An 18,769-nucleotide genomic window follows, 5' to 3' on the forward strand; every position below is an offset into this window, starting at 1 on the left:
GCTACCCGGCCAGGGTCGCGCCCCACTGCTGAGCCCGGGCCAACTCCGTGCCAGGCGGCGGAGTGCCGGTGCCGGTGATGACAAAGCTCATGCGGCCGACAACGTCGAAGGACTTGCCTCGCAGCAGCTTGCTGATTGCCTTCGCCGCCGAACCGGCAAAGAATCCCGTGCTGGACACCGTGTCGAAGGCCCAGGCGTGGGTGCCCGCGCTGCGCGGGATCTTCTCCAGCCATTCGGCCACGCCGGCGGTGACCCGTCGGCCGCCCCGGGTTTCCGCCTGATCGCGTGAGGTGGGCGAGGGAAGCCCGCGGTAGTGGGTGGGCGCGCCGACCATCACCAGGTCCTGCGCACCCGGCGGGGGTGCCGACGCGGCATCCACGACAGTGACGTCGGCCCCGCGTGAGTGCAGTCCGGCCGCGATCGCTTCACCGACCCTGGCCGTGTTTCCGAAATACGATTCCGTGACGATCAGGACTTTCACGTGAGTTCCTTTCGATAGGTGGCGAGTTGGGCATCCGCCGGCTTCTCGGTGCACCGCCGGGAACACCCACAGCGTAGGCCGGCACCGCGCGCCCGGCACCGGAAGCGAGAAATTGCCCGGCCGAGGCGGGTCGCCGGGTGGCCATCCGCTGCACCCGGGTTGATGATGGGTGCATGACGAAGGGTCAGGTGCGGATCGGCGGCGGGTCGTGAACCCGGCGGCCCGGCGCGTGCAACGCACCTACCTGATCCTCCAGCTCGGCAACACCCTGGCGGCCTCTTTCATCTGGGGCATCAACACGCTGTTCCTGCTCGACGCCGGGTTGAGCAACTTCGAGGCCTTCGCCGCGAACGCGTTCTTCACCGCGGGCATGGTGATCTTCGAGATCCCCACCGGCGTCGTCGCCGACACCGTAGGACGCAAGGCCTCCTACCTGCTGGGCACCATCACCCTCTCGGTGACCACCGGGCTGTACTGGATGCTGTGGGTCTGGCAGGCGCCGTTCGTCTGGTGGGCCATCGTCTCGGTGCTGCTGGGGCTGGGGTTCACCTTCTTCTCCGGCGCGGTGGAGGCCTGGCTGGTCGACGCGCTGACGTCGACCGGGTACACCGGCAGCCTAGAGGCCGTCTTCGGCCGCGGGCTCGTGGTGACCGGGATCGCCATGTTCGCCGGGTCGGTACTCGGTGGGGTGATCGCCCAGGCCACCAACCTCGGTGTGCCGTTCCTGCTGCGCGCCGGGGTGTTGGTGGTGATGTTCGTTTACGCGTTCGTCGTGATGAAAGACCTCGGCTTCACCCCGGACCGGTCCCGGGGACCGTGGAAGGCGACCAGGCTCGTGCTGAGCGAATCGGTGGAGCACGGGCTCAGGAAGCGGTCGGTGCGTTACATGATCCTCTCCGCGCCGTTTGCCTCCGGGGTCGGGATCTATGCCTTCTATGCGCTGCAGCCGTATCTGCTCGAGCTTTACGGTGACCCGTCGGCGTATTCCATCGCGGGTCTGGCCGCGGCGATCCTGTCGCTGGCGCAGGTTGTCGGCGGCGTTCTGGCGCCCCGCATCCGCGGCGTCTTCGCCAAGCGCACGAGCACCGTCATCGTGGCGTCCCTGCTCAGCGTGGTCTCGCTCATGGTGCTCGGCCTCAACAGCCTGTTCTGGCTGGCGGTCGTGTTCCTCACCGTGTGGGGGTTCGTCTTCGCCGTCGCCGAGCCCGTGCGGCAGGCCTACCTCAACGACATGATCCCCTCGAAGCAACGCGCCACCGTGCTCTCGTTCGACTCCCTCTTCGGCAGCCTCGGCGGCGTGTTCATCCAGCCGGCGCTCGGCCGCGCCGCGGACGTGGGCGGGTACGGCGCCTCGCTGCTGATCGGCGGTCTGGTGGAGCTGATCGGCATTCCGCTGATGCTCGCGAGCCGCCGGCAGAACGACCCCGCCGACACCAAGACGGCGCAGGCGGATGCCGCCGCCGCGTCCACAGACACGGACTGAAGCGCGCAGCGCCACCGAGTTCCGGGCCGGAAATGCCACGGTCACTCGACGTTCACTCGGGCGCTACCGGCCGCGGTGAAAATATCCGCATGCACCCGCGCACGCCGCTCCATCAGGTTCTCCCGGACATCCGTTTGCTCACGTCGTTGGATGAGTCCGAGCGCGACGGGCTGGCCACCGCTCTCGGTGCGCTGGACTACCCCGTGGCGGGCGTGGCCACTGGGCACCTGCTCATTGAGTCCTACCTGCGGCGTGCGCCCGACCGGGCCTGGGCGCTGTTCCGCGGCGATGAACCTGTGGGGGCGTTCGCCGTGGTGCCGTACCTCGAGTTGCCCGGCACGCAGCAGACGTCCACCTATCTCGTCCCCTCGGTGCGGGGCACCGGGCTCAACACCGCGGTCAAACGGGCGACGATCGTCGCGGCGCGCGCCCACGCGGTTCCGCTCTACTCCTCGATCCACCACGCGAACGCACGTTCCCTGGCGGCAACGCGCGGGCTCTTCGTGTCGATCGACCCCGTAAAGGTCTTCGAGCACAGCACCGGCCGGCTGGCCTGGCGCTTCGACCTCGGCGACCCGTGGGCGCAGTTGGCCGCCGGCCCGGCGCATCCCATCCTGGAGGAGACCGTCGCCGGAGCGTTCCACGCTCCGTCCCAGCAGGCGGCCTGACCTCACCGTCGCCGGATCGTGTACTCACGCCAGGTGAGCACCACGATGAAGAGGTCGAATGCGGTCAACAGCAGCATGCCCCAGGAGAAGCCGATGGCAAGCTGGTAGGTCTGGTAACCGATGAAGACGATGAGGAACCCGATCATCCACGGGTAGGCCCAGAGCCGGTTCGCCAACACCGCCCACACCAGCACCACCTTCACCGCTCCGTGCGCCAGCAGGTAGATGGCGCCGAACAGCGTCGCCGAGACGCTGAGCCCGCTCGCCAGCCGCAGCAGGCTCGTGGCGATCTGGTCATGCGGGTCTTCGGCAAGTTCGTGCTGGGTGAGCACCCGAGCCACGGCGCCAATCTGTGCGGGCGTGACGACCAGCAGCAGCACGCCGCCCACCAGTTCCAGCACGCCGTCCAGGCCCTTCAGGATCAGGCTGACCCGGAACGTGCGATCCAGTAGCGTCGGCTCCGCGCGCTGCGCTGTCGTTGGGACGTTCATCACCCTCCTCCGCCGGAGCATCTTCCACGGGCCGCAACCCCGCGAGGTCGGCCGGTCCACCCACAGTCACAGCATAAGAATCTAGGCTGGATTCATGGCAGGCAAGCGCGAACCCAGCGATACGCCGCTCAACGTGGCGCGGTACAAGATCAATCGCGAGATCCCCGAGGCCGAACGCCCAGAGGAGGGCGAGCCGGACACGAACGAGGCCGGCCAGTCGATGATGGAAGCGCGGGCGCAGTACGTCGAGATCTCCATCCAGCAGGCGATCCGCCGTGGTGACTTCGACAACCTGCCCGGATCGGGCAAGCCGATCCCCGGGCTCACCGACCGGTACGACCCGGACTGGTGGATCAAACGCAAGATCGAGCGCGAGCAGATCACCGGCCTCGGGCCACCCGCGCTGACCCTCCGCACCGAGGATGCCGGACTCGACGACCGCCTCGACACCGTGTTCGCCGAGCAGCAGGTGCGCGAGTTGCTCGAGGACTTCAACCGGCGGGTGATCGAGGCACGCCGGCAGCTCCGCGGCGGCCCGCCCGTCGTCACGGCCCTGCGGGACGTGGACGCTGAACTCGCCAGTTGGCGTGAGCGCCGCCGCGCCGCGCAGCAGGAGCGCGAGGAGGCGCGGGCCCGCGAGGAGGCCGAACTGGCCGCCATGTCCTGGCGCGAACGCCGCCGAGCCAAGCGCGAGCGCGGCGCTCCTTAGCCTGCGTCGCGTCCCTCGGATGCGTCGGCGGCCGCCCTCACGCGCGCCCGCCGGGTCATGGCCACCGTGTGCTCACCGTCGAGCTTGGCCGCCACGGGCGCCCACAGCAGCACCGCCACCCCGATGCCGAGCAGCAGCGCGCCCACGGTGTCGGTGAGCCAGTGCGCGCCCAGATAGGTGCGACTGAGCATCATGACCACCGTGTAGGCGGCCGCGGCCAGCCAGACCCAGAGGCGCGGAAAGAGCAGCACCAGCACCGCGGAGGTCACCGCCGCATTGGCCACATGCCCGGACGGGAACGAGCCGAAGTCGAGGTTGGTGAGCACGTTCTCTGGGCGTGCTCGGCCGAAGAAGTGTTTGAGCACCTGCACGACTCCACCGGTGGCAAGGCTGGCGGCCAGGAAGTAGCCGGCAGCCCAGGGGCGCCGGGCCAGGAGAAGTGCGGCGCAGATCACGGCCGGGATCAGCAGGGTCGCGACCAACCCGCCGCCGAGGGCATCCATCACCAGGGCCACCGCATCCCACACGGGCGCGCGGTTCTCGGTGAGGTCGTTGAACCATGCGGTGTCGATGGCCAGGGGCATGCCCTGCTCACGCACCAGGATCAGGGCGCCGAGGCCCACAGCGAGGCCGAGGGCGATGGCGCCGCTCAGGACCGGCCACCAGCGGGAGACCCGTTTCGCTCGCGGTTGGGCCGCGACCTCCGGGTGGCGTGGCGTCGTCATCTGCTCAATGCTAGGCGGTGCCGCCGTGCGGTCGGATCCATTTGCGGAGTGCCGCAGGCACCGATAGCGTGCAGACTAGTGCGGCGCAGAGGCCCACCCCAACGGATACGGACCCTCGATGTCGACCACCCCAGACCCCGCCGCCCGCGACCTGCTCCCGATTCTTCAGGAACAGAACGACAGGATCGGCTTCGTCTCCTTCGACCACGACGATGCCTTCGCGCTCGGCTCCGCCCTGGTGCAGCGTGCCGTGGCGGAGGGCCTGGCGATCACGGTGTCCATCGTGTTCGGCGAGCAGCGCGTCTTCCACGCCGCCCGCCCGGGCACCACAGCGGACAACGACGACTGGCTGGCCCGCAAGTTCCGGGTCGTCTCCCGGTACAACGTGCCGTCGTTCCTGGTCAGCACCAAGTACCGGGCCAGAGGCCAGGACTTCAACGACGCCACCGGCCTGCCCATCAACCTGTACGCGGCGGCCGGTGGCGCCTTCCCGCTGCGGGTGAACGGGTCGCTGATCGGGATGCTCGGGGTTTCCGGGCTGCACGAGAGCATCGACCACGACCTCGCCGTTTGGGCCCTCGAGTCCGTACGGGTGGCCTCCGCATGACCGGCGGTGCCGCGACGCCCCGGTGGGCGATCATCGGAACCGGCGCCATCGCCGAGCAGACCATCGGCGACATCAGGCTGGCGGGCAACATCGACATCGTGGCCGTGGCGTCTCGCACGGCGGCCACAGCCGAGGACTTCGCTGCCCGTCACGGCATCCCACGCGTGTTCGCGTCGGTGGAGGACGCGCTCGGCAGTGCCGATATCGATGCCGTGTACATCTGCACACCGCACAGCAGCCACTTCGAGCTGGCCAGGCAGGCCCTGCTCACCGGCAAGCATGTGCTCTGCGAGAAGCCCCTCACCCTCACGGCCTCGCAGAGTCGGGAGCTGGCCGACCTCGCCGCCGCCCGGGGGCTGTTCCTCATGGAGGCCATGTGGATGAAATTCACGCCGGCTGTGCTGCAGGTGCAGGAGCTGATCCGGTCCGGCGCCATCGGCGAGGTGCGCTCCGTCGAATCCAGCATGGGCTATAACTTCCCCCGCACCGAGACCAGTCGGCTCTGGAACGCGGAACTCGGCGGCGGTGCGCTGCTCGACCTGGGCGTGTACCCCGCGGCGTTCGCGCAGCTGCTGCTGGGCACGCCGCTAAGCGTCGCCGCGCACGGCGTGATGCAAGCGGATGGCGTTGACCTCCGTTCGACGCTCACCCTGGGCTACTCCGACGACAGGTTCGCCACCGTCACCAGCTCCCTCACGGAGGTCATCATGGCGTTCGCCGTCGTGGGCGGCACCGCGGGCACCATCGTGATGGATCCGACGTTCTTCGCGGGCGGCGCCATCCATTGCTACTCTGCGCCGGACTACACGGCGCAGACGACGACGGTGCCGATCGAGGGCGCCGGCTACGTGCCGATGTTCCGGGCCGTGGGCGAAGCCCTCGCCGCCGGCCTCACCGAGCACCCCCGGCATCCGCTCGCCGACACCATCGCGGTTCTCGCGGTGGTCGACGAGGCGCGACGGCTGCTCGCCGCCGCGCGCCCGACCGCTTAGCCGCGCGCTCGGCGTCGCGCCCGCAACGCCAAGACGGAGCCGCCCAGCAGCAGCGTGCCCGCGCACCAGAGCAGCCAGCCGGTATCGACACCGGTGGCGGCGAGGGTGGCCTTCGGGCGGGCGGGCGCGGTTGCGGTCGCGGTCGGTGCGGCGGCGGTGGCGGCGGCCGCCGGGGTCGTGGCGGGGGTCGCAGGTGGCGTCGCGGTCGGTGTCGGCGTGGCGGGTGCCGGTGCCACGGGTGCCGGAGTGGGCGTGGGTTCGCCTGTCGGTGCGGCGGTCGGAATGGGCTCGACCGCGGCGGGAACGAAGACCGTGATGGCGGTTCTGCTCTCCACGAGGGGCGCGCCGGTGCCGCGCAGGCCCAGAACGACGGTGTGGGCGCCGGCCGGGGCATCCGCGGGGATCGTGACCGGCAGGGAGAACCTGCCGTTGCCTCCGACGGTGGCCGTGCCGAGGGTGACCGGGGTGGAGTGCAGCTCGACCGTGACGGCGGCGCCGATGGGGAGGTCACTGCCGGTGATGGTCAGGGTGTCCCCTCGTTTCACGGTCGCACCGGCCAGGGCGCTGCCGTCGGCGAGGGTGAGGGCGGGGGAGAAGGTGAACGGTGTGGCGGTCACGATCACGTCCGGTCCTGTTCCCACGGCGGTCGACGCGGCGACGCGCAGCTCGTACTCCGTACCGTCGGCGAGCCCGAGCAGTCGCGTGGAGAGACCCACGACGGGTACGGCGCGGCTCCAGGTGGTGTCGCCGGTGGCGCGGTAGCTCACCTGGTAGTCGTCCAGGGGCTGGCCGCCGTCGTCGACAGGTGCGGCCCAGCTCAGGGTGACGCTGGTTTCGCTGGGCACGACCGCGACATTCAGCGGCGCCGATGGCAGGGTGCTGGGGATGACCGGGTCCGAGGCGGGCGGAGTGGACCCGGGCAGCGCAGCGCTGGTGCCGGCGGAGCTGGTGGCGGTGGCGGTGAAGGTGTAGCTCTCTCCGCGGGTGAGGCCGGTGATGGTGCAGCCGATCACGGTGGCGGTCACGTCGGTGGTCGTGCAGGTCAGGCCACCGGGTGACGCCGTGACGGTGTAGGAGGTGATCGGCCGGTCGCTGGGCGCGGCCGGGGGCGTGAGGACGACATCCGCTGTGGTGGCGCCGGTGCTCGTGGCGGTCACGCTCGCGGGCAGGTCGGGGGCCACCGGCGTGCGCAGGATGCTGTTCGACACGATCGAGGCAACACTGGTGCCGGCGGCACTGGTGGCGGTCGCGGTGAAGGCGTAGGGCGTGCCGATGGAGAGACCCGTGATGTCGCAGGTCAGCGGAGTCGCGGTGACGTCGGTGATCGTGCAGGAATCTGCTGTGGTGGTGGACGTCACCGTGTACTGGGTGATCGGGCGGTCGCTGGGGTCGGCTGGAGGTGTCACGGCGACGGCGGCCACGCTCTTGGCGCTGGACACGGCGGTGACGGCGGCGGGCGCGTCGGGGGCGACCGGCCGGTAGACCACCGGATTCGACGCAGGGGACGACGTGCTGTCCCCGACCGTGCTGGTAGCGGTGACGGTGAAGGTGTAATCGGTGCCGATGGTCAGGCCGGTCACTGTGCAGGTGAGCGCGGTGGTGGTGCAGGTCTTGCCGCCGGGGGTAGAGGTGACCGTGTAGCCCGTGATCGCTCGGTCGCTGTCCGGCGCCGCGAAGGTCACCACGGCGGAAGTCTTGCCGTCCATGTGAGCGGTCGGCGCGGCCGGGGCATCCGGCACGACGGGCGCACGGCGTACCGGGTTCGACGCTGCCGAGGCTGCGCTGGTACCGGCGGCGCTGGTGGCCGTCGCGGTGAAGGTGTAGGTCGTGCCGATAGTGAGACCCGTGACGTCGCAGGACAGCTCGCTGCCGGTCAGATCGGTGATCTCGCAGGAGTCCGGCGTGGAGGCTGACATGACCGTGTACTTCGTGATCGGCAGGTCGCTGCCCGTCTGGGGCGCAGTGACGGTGACCGTCGCCACGGTCTTGCCCGAAGAAACCGCGACCACGCTGGCCGGGGCACCGGGAACGAGGGGCTGATACGAGACAGCGTTGGATGCCGCAGACGCAACGCTGGTGCCGATTTTGCTGGTGGCCGTGGCCGTGAAGGTGTAGTCGGTGCCCATGGTCAGGCCGGTGACGGTACAGGTGAGGGCTGTGGTGGTGGCGCAGGTCTTGCCGTCGGGGGCAGACGTGACGGTGTAGCCGGTGATGGCTCGATCGCTGTCCGGCGCGGCGAAGGTCACCACGGCGGCGGTCTTGCCGTCCATCTGAGCGGTCGGCGGGGTCGGGGCGTCCGGCACGGCCGGATCGAAGCTCACTGGGGCTGAGGCGGCCGATGCCACGCTCGTGCCGGCTCCACTCGTCGCAGTGGCGGCGAAGGAGTAGGTATCGCCGATGGTGAGGCCGGTGACATCGCAGGCGAGTGGGACCGCCGCGGTATCGGCGATGTCGCAGCTGTGCGCCGCGTCGGCGGACGTCACCCGGTAGGCCGTCACGGGCATGTCGCTCTGAGTGGGCGGCGTAACGGTGACCGTGGCGACGGTCTTGGCGGTGCGAGCCGCCGCGACGCCGGCGGGCGGGCCCGGGGCATCGGCGGGCTGGGTGACCGCGTTGGAGGTGGCCGTGGCCGAGGCCGGTCCGCCGATGGTGTTGGTGGTCGCGGTGAACGTGTTGGTGTCCCCGGCCGTCAGGTTGGTGATCGTGCAACTCAACGGCACCGCCGAGGGGTCGATGGTGCAGGACTGGCCGCTGGGATCCGCGGTGACTGTATAGCCGGTGATGGGCACGTCCCCGAGAACCGTTGATGGGGTGAGGGTGACCTCCGCAGTTGTCTTACTCAGCGCAGTCGCCGACGTGACGGTGGGAGCCCCCGGTTCCGCAATGCCGGAGATCCGGGTCGAGAAGTAGAAATCAAATCCACCATTAAGAAACTGCTGGTTGTAGTAACTACCCTTCCCCCCTGCCGCACCCCCTGAGTAGCCCTGGGTGAAGGGCAGGCCTACCGCGCTCGTCGCGCCACGCAGGGTCAAGGCGTATGTGTGTCCGCCCTGGACCACGGCACCGTCGCTGACAAAGGTAGCTTTGTTCAGCCAGCCAAACGGCTGGAGGCCGGTTTGGGTGAGCGAGTATTGCTCCAGGACGGGTCCAGTTGGGTTGCCTAAGCCATCGACAGCTTGGAGGTCCGCCGTAACAGAAAGTGCTCCGTTTTCCGGATCCCAAGTGCCGACAACGGAAACGGACTCGAGGACGCCTGAGTAATCCGGAGTGAAGGACTGGAACGGGGCAATTGTGAAGAAGTACGCCGTCATCTCAAGAGTGTTGTTTATAGTCTCGTTGCCGTCGATCGTGGACGCCGACGCCGCCGATGTCGAGAGTAGTGATGGCGCGACGGCCAGCGTTGCGGCGAGGCCGAGGACCGCGGCGCGGGCGACAGCTCTCCACACCGGGCGGGCGAAATCGAGCGAACGATGGCGGGCAATGTGGCGGGTGGTCACGGGTTCTCCGACGTCAAACGGACAGTAGATTTCAGCTTCCCGCACCCTGGCTGCGGCCATGGAAGGGTAAAACCCTTCCTTTTTGGCGGGTTACCGGCTGCCTCTCGCTACAGTTGGGCGTCGGCCCTCGAAGGCGACCGAAACCTAGGAGTCGTCATGGTGGTGCGTCTGGCGGAGCAGTCGAAGCTCCTCTCTGCTGCGGTGCAGGCGCTGGACGGTGTGACCACCGTGGTCACGCTCGAGGGTGAGCCGGGCGCCGGGGTGACCTGGCTGGTGCGCGACCTGCTTCACACGGTTCCCGACTTCACGGTTGTGCGCGGGGCCGCGGCACTGTCCGCTCTGGTCGGCGCCGTCGACGAGCCCACGATCGTCTTGATCGATGACGCCCAGGAACTGGAGCCCGAGCAGGCCGACTGGGCCGCCGGCCTCATCGGTTCGCTGCGCTCCGTGCCGCTACTGGTGATCGTGGCCGGTCACACCGGGCAGTCGAGCCTCATCGCCCGGTTGCGGGTGGCAAGCAGTCGGGATGGCCGCGGCCGGGTCATCCGGCTGCCCGGCTTCACCGCGCAGCAGTGCATCGAGCTGGCCGCCGAACACGGCATCGTTCAACTCGACCCGGCGCGCGCCAACTTGATCACCGAGCTCACCGACGGCAACCCGCACCACCTGGTGACCATGTTCGAACAGCTGGGCCGGCGGTTGCATGCCTCGATTCCCCGAGACCTGCCCGTGCCTGACGGCTACGCCGACCACCTGGCTGCGCAGCTGACTGTCTTGGAAGAGCCGACCCGCGCCCTGCTCGAGCTGTTGTCGGTGACGGGACGACCACTGGCCGTATCCATCCTGGTCGAGATCGCCGCCCGGCTCTCCCTCCCGGTCTCCGTGGACGGGGCCCTGGCGTCCGGGCTCGTCGAGATGCTCGACGAGGAAGGCCAGCGAGAACTGGGCTTCACCTCGGAGCGCGCACGCACGGGCATCCGTCGCGGCATCGACGCGCCCCGGGCCCGCGAACTGAACGCCGCCATCGCCCGGTCGATGAGCGGATGGGCGCAGCTCGAGCACCGGCTGGCGGCCACCGAGCACACCGATGATGAGCTCGCCGCCGACCTCGAGGTCGAGGGCGACCGCAACGCGGCCACAGGGCGTTACCCCAGCGCGGCCCGCATCTACAGCCGGGCGAGCGGGGTGACCTCCTCGAGCGCGGACCGGGAACGCCGGCTGCTGCGCGCCGGCGCCTACGCCTTCTTCGCGGATGACGCGGAACTCGCCGGCACCCTCGCCGAGAGCGTCGCCCGGTGTTCCCCCGGCCCCGGTCGCACCATCGTCCTCGGCGGACTCGGCTACCTGCTTGGCAACTTTCCTGAGACCCTCGCCCTCGTACAGGAGGGCCTGGCGCAGGGCGCTCCCGCCGACGCCCGGAGGCCGACCAGGGACGAGGTGCTCTTTGTGGCCGGGGTCGTCGCGAGCATCCGGCTGGCCACCCTGGACATCGGTGGAACCATCGCCGCGAGCGCTGCTGCCCTGGCGGCCGCACCATCCGAACCTGGGGCAGTGTCGCCCGCCGACGCCCGGCTGCGCCTGGCCTGGGGGTTCGCCCTGTGGATCTCGGGCGATCGGGATCAGGCCATGCTGGTCCTGAATCCGCTGATCGGGTTGCCGCTGAACCGGCCCGAGCGCGCCGACGCGCTGGTGATCGTGGGTCAGCAACAGTTCTACGGCGGCCTGGACCGGGCGGCCCTGCACACCTTCGACCTGGCCATCGAGTCGGCGCGGGCCAGTCAGGCGCTGCACGTGCTGCCGCTCGGACTCGCCCTGCGCGCGCAGGTGCATTACTCGCTCGGCCAGTGGGATTCGGCGATGCTCGACGCCCAGGCCGTGCTCGCGCACACCACGGCAAGCCGCAACGGCAACCACGACGGCATCGCCCACGGGGTGATCGCCATGCTGGCCGCTCAGGCCGGCCAGCTCGACGAGGCCCAGCGAGCCGTGCGCGTCGGGGCCCGACTTGCGGTCGAGCGCCCGCTGCCGCAACACCATGTGGGGGCCGCGGTCGCCGCCGCGGTCGTTGAACGGGCGGGCGGGCATCCGCACGCCGTCATCCAAGCGCTCGCGCCGCTCCTCGGTGGCAGTCTCGACATCGCCACCACCGCCACCGGATACACCGGCTGGCGGGCCATGCAGGCCGAAGCCCTCATCACGCTGGGCTCGCTCGACCAGGCCCAGGCCGTGATCGACCGCCTCGAGACGGAGAGCGGCAGTCGCGCCTTCGGCTACCCGGACTGGTTGCGCGGCCTTCTCGCCGAGGCCCGCGGCCAACGGATGATCGCCGCCCGGCACTTCGCCGCAGCCGTCAGCACCGGCGTCGAAACGGTCACCCCGTTCGCCCATGCCCTCGCCCTGCGGGCGCTGGCAGGCAGCCTCCTGGCGCGGGGCAACGTCGACGACGGAGCCGCCGCGAAGCGTGAGGCCGACCGGCTGTTCGGCCGGCTGGGCGCTGCGGCCTATTTGCCCGTCGCCGCCGCAACCGCCGCCGCCCTGCCGGCCCTGGCCGGCTGGCCGACGCTCACCCCCCGGGAACGCGACACCGTGCTGCTCGCCTCGGGAGGGCAGCTGAACCGGGAGATCGCGTCGTCGATGCACGTGTCCGTCAAGACGGTCGAGAAACACCTCGCGAACGCGCTCGCCAAGCTGGGCCTGCGGTCCCGGCGTGAACTTGCCGGCCGGGCGGCCCCCGAAACGGCGACCCCGCCCGAGAGAGGCGCTCCGGCCGTCGTCCTGGTCAGCTGACCGACCGCGCCGACACCGACCGCGCCGGCACCGACCGCGCCGGCACCGACTCGCGGCACTCGGCTGCCAGCGCCGGCCGCCCCGGCATCCTGCGCACTCCGCGCGACCCGGTAATGTCAGAGCTTCGTCACCCCCTCGGTGACGCCCGAAGCCGGCCCCAGTGAGGACACCATGACCGAATACACCCGCCAGAACGTCTCGTCCGGCTCCGCCTGGGAGCCCGTCGTCGGCTACTCCCGGGCTGTGAAGGCGGGCGCGTTCGTGTTCGTCGCCGGCACCACCGCCAGTTCGCCCGAGGGGGCCGTCGGCGGGGCGGATGCCGCGGCGCAGGCCCGCGAGATCTTCGTGCGCATCGGCGCGGCCCTCGAGCAGGCCGGCGCGAGCTTCGACGAGGTGGTGCGCACCCGGGTGTACTTGAAGGACATCGCCAACTTCGACACCGTCGGCGCCGTGCACGGGGAGATCTTCGGCAGCATCCGCCCGGCACTGGTCGCCGTGGAAGTGGGCGCGCTGGCCGCCCCCGACCTCCTCGTGGAGATCGAGCTCGACGCGATCATCGGGGCGGCGCTCCCCGCCGCCTGACCGCCGCGGCGTGCACGGCTAGCGCATACGATCGGGGGATGCCCCCACGTTCGCCCCTGCCACAACGACACGGGCTCGAAGCAGCGTGGGTGTGCACCCCCGAGCGCGACCGACCGGGTGCACCGCAGCCGACCTGGCCGACCATGGGCGCCTGGCTGCAGGAACGGCTGAGCGAGTTCGTGGAGGTGGCCGGGTTCCTGGCCGATGGCCGATTCGTCTACGAGAACGGCACGCCGGTCGCCGGGACCGACCCGTACCGGCCCACCACCTTCGTCTGGTTCCACCGCGACTTGGCCGACGAACCGGTGGTGCCCGGCGTGCTGCACCTGGTCTACCGGGACGAGCGGATCGTGGTGATCGACAAGCCCCCGTTCCTCTCCAGCATCCCGCGAGGACGGCACGTCGTGCAGAGCGTCGTCGTTCGGCTGCGCGCCGAGCTGGGGCTGCCCGAACTCTCGCCATTGCACCGCCTGGACCGGGTGACCAGCGGACTGCTGGTCCTGGCCACCGAGCGCCGCTGGCGCGGGGCCTACCAGACCCTCTTCCAACGCGGCGAAGTGCACAAGGTGTACCGGGCCCTGGCGGCGCTCCGCCCCGAGCTCGACCTGCCCGTCACCGTGCGCAACCATCTGGCGACCCGGCCCGGTCAGTGGCAGGGCGAGGTGGTGCCCGGCGCCCCGGTCAACGCCGAGTCACGCATCGAGCTGACTGGCGCACACGGGGAGTCGGGGGAGTACCGGCTGACGCCCACGACCGGGCGCACCCACCAGCTGCGCCTGCACATGCTGGGCCTGGGCATCCCCATCACCGACGACCCGATCTACCCGGTGGTGCAGGATGTGTCGGTGCACGACTTCACCCGGCCGCTCCAACTCCTGGCCAGCGAGGTGTCCTTCACCGACCCGGTCGACGGCACGCCCCGATGGTTCGAGAGCGTGCGCCGGCTGCCACTGTTCGGGGAGACCGTCGGGGCGCACTAAGGAGCGGTCAGGGCGCCGCGGCGGCCCCTCGCACCCGGCTACTCGAGGCCGGCCGTCCCGGCCCGGCCGGAGGTCACGAGAACCGCGGTCGAGTCGCCGAGCTGCGCCCACGGGCCCGGCACACCGAGCACGGCCAGGGACGACGTCGACAGCCTGACGTTCTCGCCGCTGAGCACGGAGATCAGCTCCTCCAGCCCGGGATTGTGAGCCACGAGAATCACGCTCTCCAGCTCGTCGGGCAGCTCCCGCAGGATCTCGAGCAGGTCGGTGACGGATGCCGCATACGCCCGCTCGTCGATGCGGGCCTCCGGGCTCTCGCTGAACTCCGCCGAGGCCAGCACCCAGGTGGTCCGGGCCCGGGTGGCGGGGGAGACGATGGCCAGGTCGATGCCGGGGTGGTGTTCGGCCAGCCAGCTGCCGGCATCCGGCGCCTGGGTCTGCCCGCGGGCGTTGAGCGTGCGGTCGATGTCTGCTTCGCCGCCCGACCAGTCGGACTTGGCGTGCCGGAGCACGATGAGGGTTCGCGCACTACGTGTGGTCATTCCGATAGTCTGCACCCGCCCTGCCGTCGGCAGCCCGCCGACCTGCGTCACGATGTGCGGTGAGGCACAGCGTGGCAATAGGCTTGCACCCGGACCGCCTCGCAGTGCTGCGGGAGTTGTGGACCGTGTTCTGACGCATCCAGGAGGGCCTCGTGGCCGAAAATACCCCCGTTGATCCCACTTCGACCGACGCGTGGAAGCAGCTCGGCGGCATCGCCGACGGCTTCTCGCCCGACCTGCGCGGATGGTTCGACGCCGATGCCGGTCGCGCCGATCGTTACACCTTCCAGGCGGCCGACCTCACCGTCGACCTGTCCAAGGGCCTCATCACCGAGGAGATCCTCGGCCACCTCGTGCGGCTCGCACAGGACGTCGACGTCGCGGGGCGCTACCAGGCGATGATCGCCGGCGAGCACATCAACGCCACCGAAGACCGCGCGGTGCTGCACACGGCGCTCCGCCGTCCCAAGGGCGCCGCCGGCCTGGTGCCGCCGGCCGGTTTCATCGTCGACGGCCAGGACGTCGACGCCGACGTGCACGCCACCCTCGACAAGGTCTACGCGTTCGCCGACAAGGTGCGCTCCGGCGAGTGGACCGGCGTGACCGGCAAGCCGATCAGCACCGTCGTCAACATCGGCATCGGCGGGTCCGACCTCGGCCCGGTGATGGTCTACGAAGCCCTCAAGCCCTACGTGAAGCCGGGCCTCGAGGTGCGCTTCGTCTCGAACATCGACCCGACCGACGTCTACGAGAAGACCGCCGGCCTCGACCCCGAGACCACGCTGTTCATCGTCGCATCCAAGACCTTCGGCACTCTCGAAACCCTCACCAACGCCCGCCTCGCGCGCGAGTGGCTCTGGGCCGAGCTGGCCTCCGCCGGAGTTCTCGACGATACGGATGCGGCACGCACGGACGCCGTCGCCAAGCACTTCGTCGCCGTCTCCACGGCCCTCGACAAGGTCAAGGCCTTCGGCATCGACCCCGAGAACGCGTTCGGCTTCTGGGACTGGGTGGGAGGCCGCTACTCGGTCGACTCCGCCATCGGCACCTCGGTGGTCATCGCCATCGGACCCGACAACTGGCGCGAGTTCCTCGCCGGCTTCCACGCCATCGACGAGCACACGCGCACCACGCCGCTCGAGCAGAACGTGCCGGTTCTCATGGGCCTGCTCAATGTCTGGTACACCAACTTCCTCAACGCCCAGAGCCACGCGGTGCTCCCGTACGCGCAGTACCTGCACCGATTCCCGGCCTACCTGCAGCAGCTCACCATGGAGTCCAACGGCAAGAGCGTGCGCTGGGACGGCAGCCCGGTCACGACCGACACCGGCGAAGTCTTCTGGGGCGAACCGGGCACCAACGGCCAGCACGCGTTCTACCAGCTCATCCACCAGGGCACCCGGCTGGTCCCGGCGGACTTCATCGCCGTAGCCAACCCCGCGCATCCGCTGAAGGACGAGACCGGCGACGGCGCGGGCGTCGAGCCCGGCCAGGACGTGCACACGTTGTTCATGGCCAACTACTTCGCCCAGACCAAGGCGCTGGCCTTCGGAAAGACCGCCGACGAGGTGCGCGCCGACGGCGTCGCCGAGTCGATCGTCCCGGCCCGCGTGTTCAGCGGCAACCGCCCCACCACGTCGATCCTCGCGCCCGCGCTCACCCCGAGCGTGGTCGGCCAGCTCATCGCGCTCTACGAGCACATCGTGTTCGTCGAGGGCACCATCTGGGGCATCGACTCCTTCGACCAGTGGGGCGTGGAGCTGGGCAAGCAGCTGGCGCTGCAGGTCACCCCCGCGGTGCAAGGCGACAGTGCTGCGCTCGAGGCTCAGGACTCGTCGACCAAGGCATTGATCGCGAAGTACCTGGAGCTGCGTAAGTAATCATCGTCAGAGGCCGCGGTCGGTCTCCTCACCGCAACCGGCCACTGCGCCTCTGACCGGCGACCGCGCCCGCCATAGCGGGCGCGGTCGGCCACAGCAGGCGCGGTGAACCCGTCGCTCAGCGACGCGGCGCTTCCCAGCCGTGAACGGCCGGCGCGAAACCGTCACCCGAGACCGGTCGAGGCCTCCTCCTCCTGATGTTCGGCGGCGATGAGCCGGGTAGCAGCATCGATTAGCGCCAGATGGGTGAACGCCTGCGGGAAGTTGCCCAGGTGTTGCCCGGTGGTCGCGTCAATCTCTTCGGCGTAGAGCAGCATCGGCCCGGCGAAGGAGAGCAGCTTCTCGAACAGGGCCTCGGCGGCGTCATGCTCACCGATCATCACCAGGGCCGACACCAGCCAGAAGGAACAGATGGTGAAGGTGCCCTCCTCACCGCTGAGCCCGTCGTCGGTGCGATCGACCCGGTACCGCAGCACCAGGCCGTCCTGGGTGAGCTCGTCGGCGATGGCGAGCACCGTGGCCCGCACCCGCTTGTCGTCCGGCGGCAGGAACCCCATGATCGGCAGCAGGAGCAGGGACGCATCCAGATCTGTGGTGCCGTAGTGCTGGGTGAACACGCCCCGTTCGCTCAGGCCCTTCTCGCAGATCTCCGCTTTGATGCGGTCGGCGGATGCCTGCCAGGAGGCGGCCTGTTGCGCATCCCCACGGCTCTCGGCAATGCGGGCACCGCGGTCAGCGGCCACCCAGCACAGCACCTTGGACGCCGTGAAGTGTTGCGGTTCCCCGCGCATCTCCCAGATGCCCTGATCGGGTTCGGCGCTGCGTTCAATGGCGGTGTCGACCAATTCGGACAGGTGTTTCCACGCCATCGGCGCGATCTGACCGCCGCCGCGCAGATGCTCTTCGACCGAGTCGAGCAGCATGCCCCAGACATCGTGCTGGTGCTGGTCGAACGCGCCGTTGCCGGTGCGCACCGGACGCGACCCGCGGTATCCGGAGAGGTGGTCGAGGGTGTGCTCCGGAAGGTCACGTTCCCCGCCGATGCCGTACATGATCTGCAGGTCCCAGGGCGCGTCCACTTTGTCGGTGGCCACGGCATCCAGGACGAACGCGAAGTAGTCGAAGGCTTCGCCGTTGAAGCCGAGGCCGTGCAGCGCCCTCAGCATGAACGAGGTGTCCCGGATCCAGGTGTACCGGTAGTCCCAGTTGCGTTCGCCGCCGGGTGTCTCGGGCAGCGACGTGGTCGCCGCGGCCATGATCGCCCCGGTCGGCGCGTAGCTGAGGCCCTTGAGTGCGAGGGCGCTGCGTTCGATGTGCGGGCGGAACCTGTGGTCGGGGAAGGTGGCCATGCTCATCCAGTTGCGCCAGTACTTCTCGGTGCCGGCGAGCTGCTCCTGTGCTTCTGCCACGGTCTCGGGCACCACGCCGTCCCAGGCGAGCGCCACGAACGCGGACTCGCCCGCCTCGAGCGTGGTGCGCCCGGTGCACCGCGCACCGACCACGCCCAGGGGGACGCTGCCGCCCAGCGTGAGTTCCACGCCGCTGCCGGCGATCTTCGCCCGGTCGTAGCCGGACCCGTCGAATTCCCACCGGCCCTGGTTGCGGGCGTAGTCGAAGAGCGGCAGGCAGTTGACCTCCAGTTCGACCCGTCCGTCAAAACAGGTGGCGATGCGCAGGAGGGTGCGCTGGGCGATCGCATTGCCGGGGGAGCGTCGGTAGCCCTCCCTGCGGTGCTCCGCGAGCGGACCCATCACCAGCACGTCCTGCACCCTCATCCAGCCGGAGGGGGTGTGCCAGGTGGTCTCCAGCACCATGGTGCCGGGCAGATACCGGCGCTGCTGGGGAACGTTGGTGTTGGTGGGGCCGAACCGGAAGAAGCCGGCGGTGCGATCCAGGAGCGCGGCGAAGACGCTGGGGCTGTCGGGCCGCGGCAGGCACAACCACTCGACCGCGCCGTCGGGGGCGACCAGGGTGCTCACCTCGCAGTCGGAGAGGAAGGCATAGTCGGCGATCGGCGGGAATCTCATGAGCGGGTGAACCTCCGGTGTGGGCGATGGTGCCGGGTGGCGGAGCGTATGCGCACCACAGTTGCCCCGGCCGGTGACCGTGTCAACATCGGCTGGAATGTGTCCTTCGACACATTGCCTCCGCTGCGACCGCGCCGATACCGTCGATAGCGCAGGGGGAACTTGCTCACGAGGAAAAGCTGGGGGGCTGCTCGTGGGCGCTGCGTGCGCAGGAGCCGTGTGGCTCCTGCGCCGGCGGCGCCTGCCCTAACCTTCACTGAGCGGTCCTGTCGCGACGGTTCGTTGCCATGGCTTCTGGGACCTGCCGAGGGGGAGGGC

General features: G+C 69.8%; 16 protein-coding genes. 10 read left to right on the forward strand and 6 right to left on the reverse strand.

The features are described from left to right. Nucleotide 1: 1 nt before the first annotated feature. Nucleotides 2-481, reverse strand: coding sequence for a flavodoxin family protein (locus PA27867_RS06640; protein ID WP_066594629.1), 480 nt, complete (start codon nt 479-481; stop codon nt 2-4). Between the two features lie 208 nt (nt 482-689). Here PA27867_RS06640 and PA27867_RS06645 point away from each other — a divergent pair, with 208 nt between their 5' ends. Beyond that, the gene (locus PA27867_RS06645; protein ID WP_066594631.1) at nt 690-1,964 is read left to right on the forward strand and encodes an MFS transporter; all 1,275 of its coding nucleotides are present in this window, start codon (nt 690-692) and stop codon (nt 1,962-1,964) included. 89 nt (nt 1,965-2,053) lie between these two features. Continuing rightward, complete coding sequence (locus tag PA27867_RS06650) at nt 2,054-2,632, forward strand: hypothetical protein (protein WP_066594633.1); 579 nt, start codon at nt 2,054-2,056, stop codon at nt 2,630-2,632. A 2-nt stretch (nt 2,633-2,634) separates the two neighbouring features. Here PA27867_RS06650 and PA27867_RS06655 read toward each other — a convergent pair whose 3' ends face one another. Beyond that, the gene (locus PA27867_RS06655) at nt 2,635-3,123 is read right to left on the reverse strand and encodes a DUF2127 domain-containing protein (protein ID WP_066594635.1); all 489 of its coding nucleotides are present in this window, start codon (nt 3,121-3,123) and stop codon (nt 2,635-2,637) included. 94 nt (nt 3,124-3,217) lie between these two features. Here PA27867_RS06655 and PA27867_RS06660 point away from each other — a divergent pair, with 94 nt between their 5' ends. Further along, entirely contained in the window at nt 3,218-3,832 is a 615-nt protein-coding gene (locus PA27867_RS06660) for a DUF1992 domain-containing protein (protein WP_066594637.1), read from the forward strand. Here PA27867_RS06660 and PA27867_RS06665 read toward each other — a convergent pair. Further along, nucleotides 3,829-4,557, reverse strand: a complete 729-nt coding sequence (locus PA27867_RS06665) for a phosphatase PAP2 family protein (protein ID WP_066594639.1) — start codon at nt 4,555-4,557, stop codon at nt 3,829-3,831. The genes PA27867_RS06660 and PA27867_RS06665 overlap by 4 nt on opposite strands. Nucleotides 4,558-4,675: 118 nt before the next feature. Between PA27867_RS06665 and PA27867_RS06670 the strand changes: the two genes are divergently transcribed. Together PA27867_RS06670 and PA27867_RS06675 are read left to right on the forward strand one after the other, a co-directional pair. Continuing rightward, entirely contained in the window at nt 4,676-5,164 is a 489-nt protein-coding gene (locus PA27867_RS06670; RefSeq protein WP_066594641.1) for a heme-degrading domain-containing protein, read from the forward strand. After that, nucleotides 5,161-6,156, forward strand: coding sequence for a Gfo/Idh/MocA family protein (locus PA27867_RS06675; protein WP_066594643.1), 996 nt, complete (start codon nt 5,161-5,163; stop codon nt 6,154-6,156). Before PA27867_RS06670 ends, PA27867_RS06675 begins: the two co-directional genes overlap by 4 nt. Here the strand turns inward: PA27867_RS06675 and PA27867_RS06680 are convergent. Then, complete coding sequence (locus PA27867_RS06680; protein WP_157109145.1) at nt 6,153-9,188, reverse strand: fibronectin type III domain-containing protein; 3,036 nt, start codon at nt 9,186-9,188, stop codon at nt 6,153-6,155. The genes PA27867_RS06675 and PA27867_RS06680 overlap by 4 nt on opposite strands. Before the next feature lie 235 nt (nt 9,189-9,423). On the opposite strand from PA27867_RS06680, the gene PA27867_RS20575 reads away from it, so the two are divergent. The 4 genes from PA27867_RS20575 to PA27867_RS06695 all read left to right on the forward strand — a co-directional run bounded on the left by PA27867_RS20575 (nt 9,424) and on the right by PA27867_RS06695 (nt 14,002). Next, nucleotides 9,424-9,681, forward strand: a complete 258-nt coding sequence (locus PA27867_RS20575) for a hypothetical protein (protein WP_157109146.1) — start codon at nt 9,424-9,426, stop codon at nt 9,679-9,681. A gap of 128 nt (nt 9,682-9,809) precedes the next feature. After that, nucleotides 9,810-12,440: a helix-turn-helix transcriptional regulator gene (locus tag PA27867_RS06685; RefSeq protein WP_066594649.1), complete on the forward strand. Its 2,631-nt coding sequence runs from the start codon at nt 9,810-9,812 to the stop codon at nt 12,438-12,440. 171 nt (nt 12,441-12,611) lie between these two features. After that, the gene (locus PA27867_RS06690; protein ID WP_066594650.1) at nt 12,612-13,022 is read left to right on the forward strand and encodes a Rid family hydrolase; all 411 of its coding nucleotides are present in this window, start codon (nt 12,612-12,614) and stop codon (nt 13,020-13,022) included. Nucleotides 13,023-13,060: 38 nt separating this feature from the next. After that, nucleotides 13,061-14,002: a pseudouridine synthase gene (locus PA27867_RS06695; protein WP_066594651.1), complete on the forward strand. Its 942-nt coding sequence runs from the start codon at nt 13,061-13,063 to the stop codon at nt 14,000-14,002. A 38-nt stretch (nt 14,003-14,040) separates the two neighbouring features. Here the strand turns inward: PA27867_RS06695 and PA27867_RS06700 are convergent, their stop codons facing one another. Next, nucleotides 14,041-14,544, reverse strand: coding sequence for a SixA phosphatase family protein (locus PA27867_RS06700; protein WP_066594652.1), 504 nt, complete (start codon nt 14,542-14,544; stop codon nt 14,041-14,043). A 152-nt stretch (nt 14,545-14,696) separates the two neighbouring features. Here PA27867_RS06700 and pgi point away from each other — a divergent pair, with 152 nt between their 5' ends. After that, the gene (gene pgi, locus PA27867_RS06705; RefSeq protein WP_066594654.1) at nt 14,697-16,424 is read left to right on the forward strand and encodes a glucose-6-phosphate isomerase; all 1,728 of its coding nucleotides are present in this window, start codon (nt 14,697-14,699) and stop codon (nt 16,422-16,424) included. A 164-nt stretch (nt 16,425-16,588) separates the two neighbouring features. Here the strand turns inward: pgi and PA27867_RS06710 are convergent, their stop codons facing one another. After that, nucleotides 16,589-18,451: a glycoside hydrolase family 15 protein gene (locus PA27867_RS06710; RefSeq protein WP_084020811.1), complete on the reverse strand. Its 1,863-nt coding sequence runs from the start codon at nt 18,449-18,451 to the stop codon at nt 16,589-16,591. Nucleotides 18,452-18,769 lie beyond the last annotated feature (318 nt).

It is taken from the genome of Cryobacterium arcticum, assembly GCF_001679725.1.
Taxonomy (GTDB): Bacteria; Actinomycetota; Actinomycetes; order Actinomycetales; family Microbacteriaceae; genus Cryobacterium; species Cryobacterium arcticum_A.

Coding starts and splice junctions, on each gene's coding strand:
- PA27867_RS06685 (WP_066594649.1), top strand. CDS start 9,810: ATGGTGGTGCGTCTGGCGGAGCAGTCGAAGCTCCTCTCTGCTGCGGTG.
- PA27867_RS06700 (WP_066594652.1), bottom strand. CDS start 14,544: ATGACCACACGTAGTGCGCGAACCCTCATCGTGCTCCGGCACGCCAAG.
- PA27867_RS06650 (WP_066594633.1), top strand. CDS start 2,054: ATGCACCCGCGCACGCCGCTCCATCAGGTTCTCCCGGACATCCGTTTG.
- PA27867_RS06690 (WP_066594650.1), top strand. CDS start 12,612: ATGACCGAATACACCCGCCAGAACGTCTCGTCCGGCTCCGCCTGGGAG.
- PA27867_RS06710 (WP_084020811.1), bottom strand. CDS start 18,451: ATGAGATTCCCGCCGATCGCCGACTATGCCTTCCTCTCCGACTGCGAG.
- PA27867_RS06695 (WP_066594651.1), top strand. CDS start 13,061: ATGCCCCCACGTTCGCCCCTGCCACAACGACACGGGCTCGAAGCAGCG.
- PA27867_RS06660 (WP_066594637.1), top strand. CDS start 3,218: ATGGCAGGCAAGCGCGAACCCAGCGATACGCCGCTCAACGTGGCGCGG.
- PA27867_RS06675 (WP_066594643.1), top strand. CDS start 5,161: ATGACCGGCGGTGCCGCGACGCCCCGGTGGGCGATCATCGGAACCGGC.
- PA27867_RS06665 (WP_066594639.1), bottom strand. CDS start 4,557: ATGACGACGCCACGCCACCCGGAGGTCGCGGCCCAACCGCGAGCGAAA.
- PA27867_RS06655 (WP_066594635.1), bottom strand. CDS start 3,123: ATGAACGTCCCAACGACAGCGCAGCGCGCGGAGCCGACGCTACTGGAT.
- PA27867_RS06670 (WP_066594641.1), top strand. CDS start 4,676: ATGTCGACCACCCCAGACCCCGCCGCCCGCGACCTGCTCCCGATTCTT.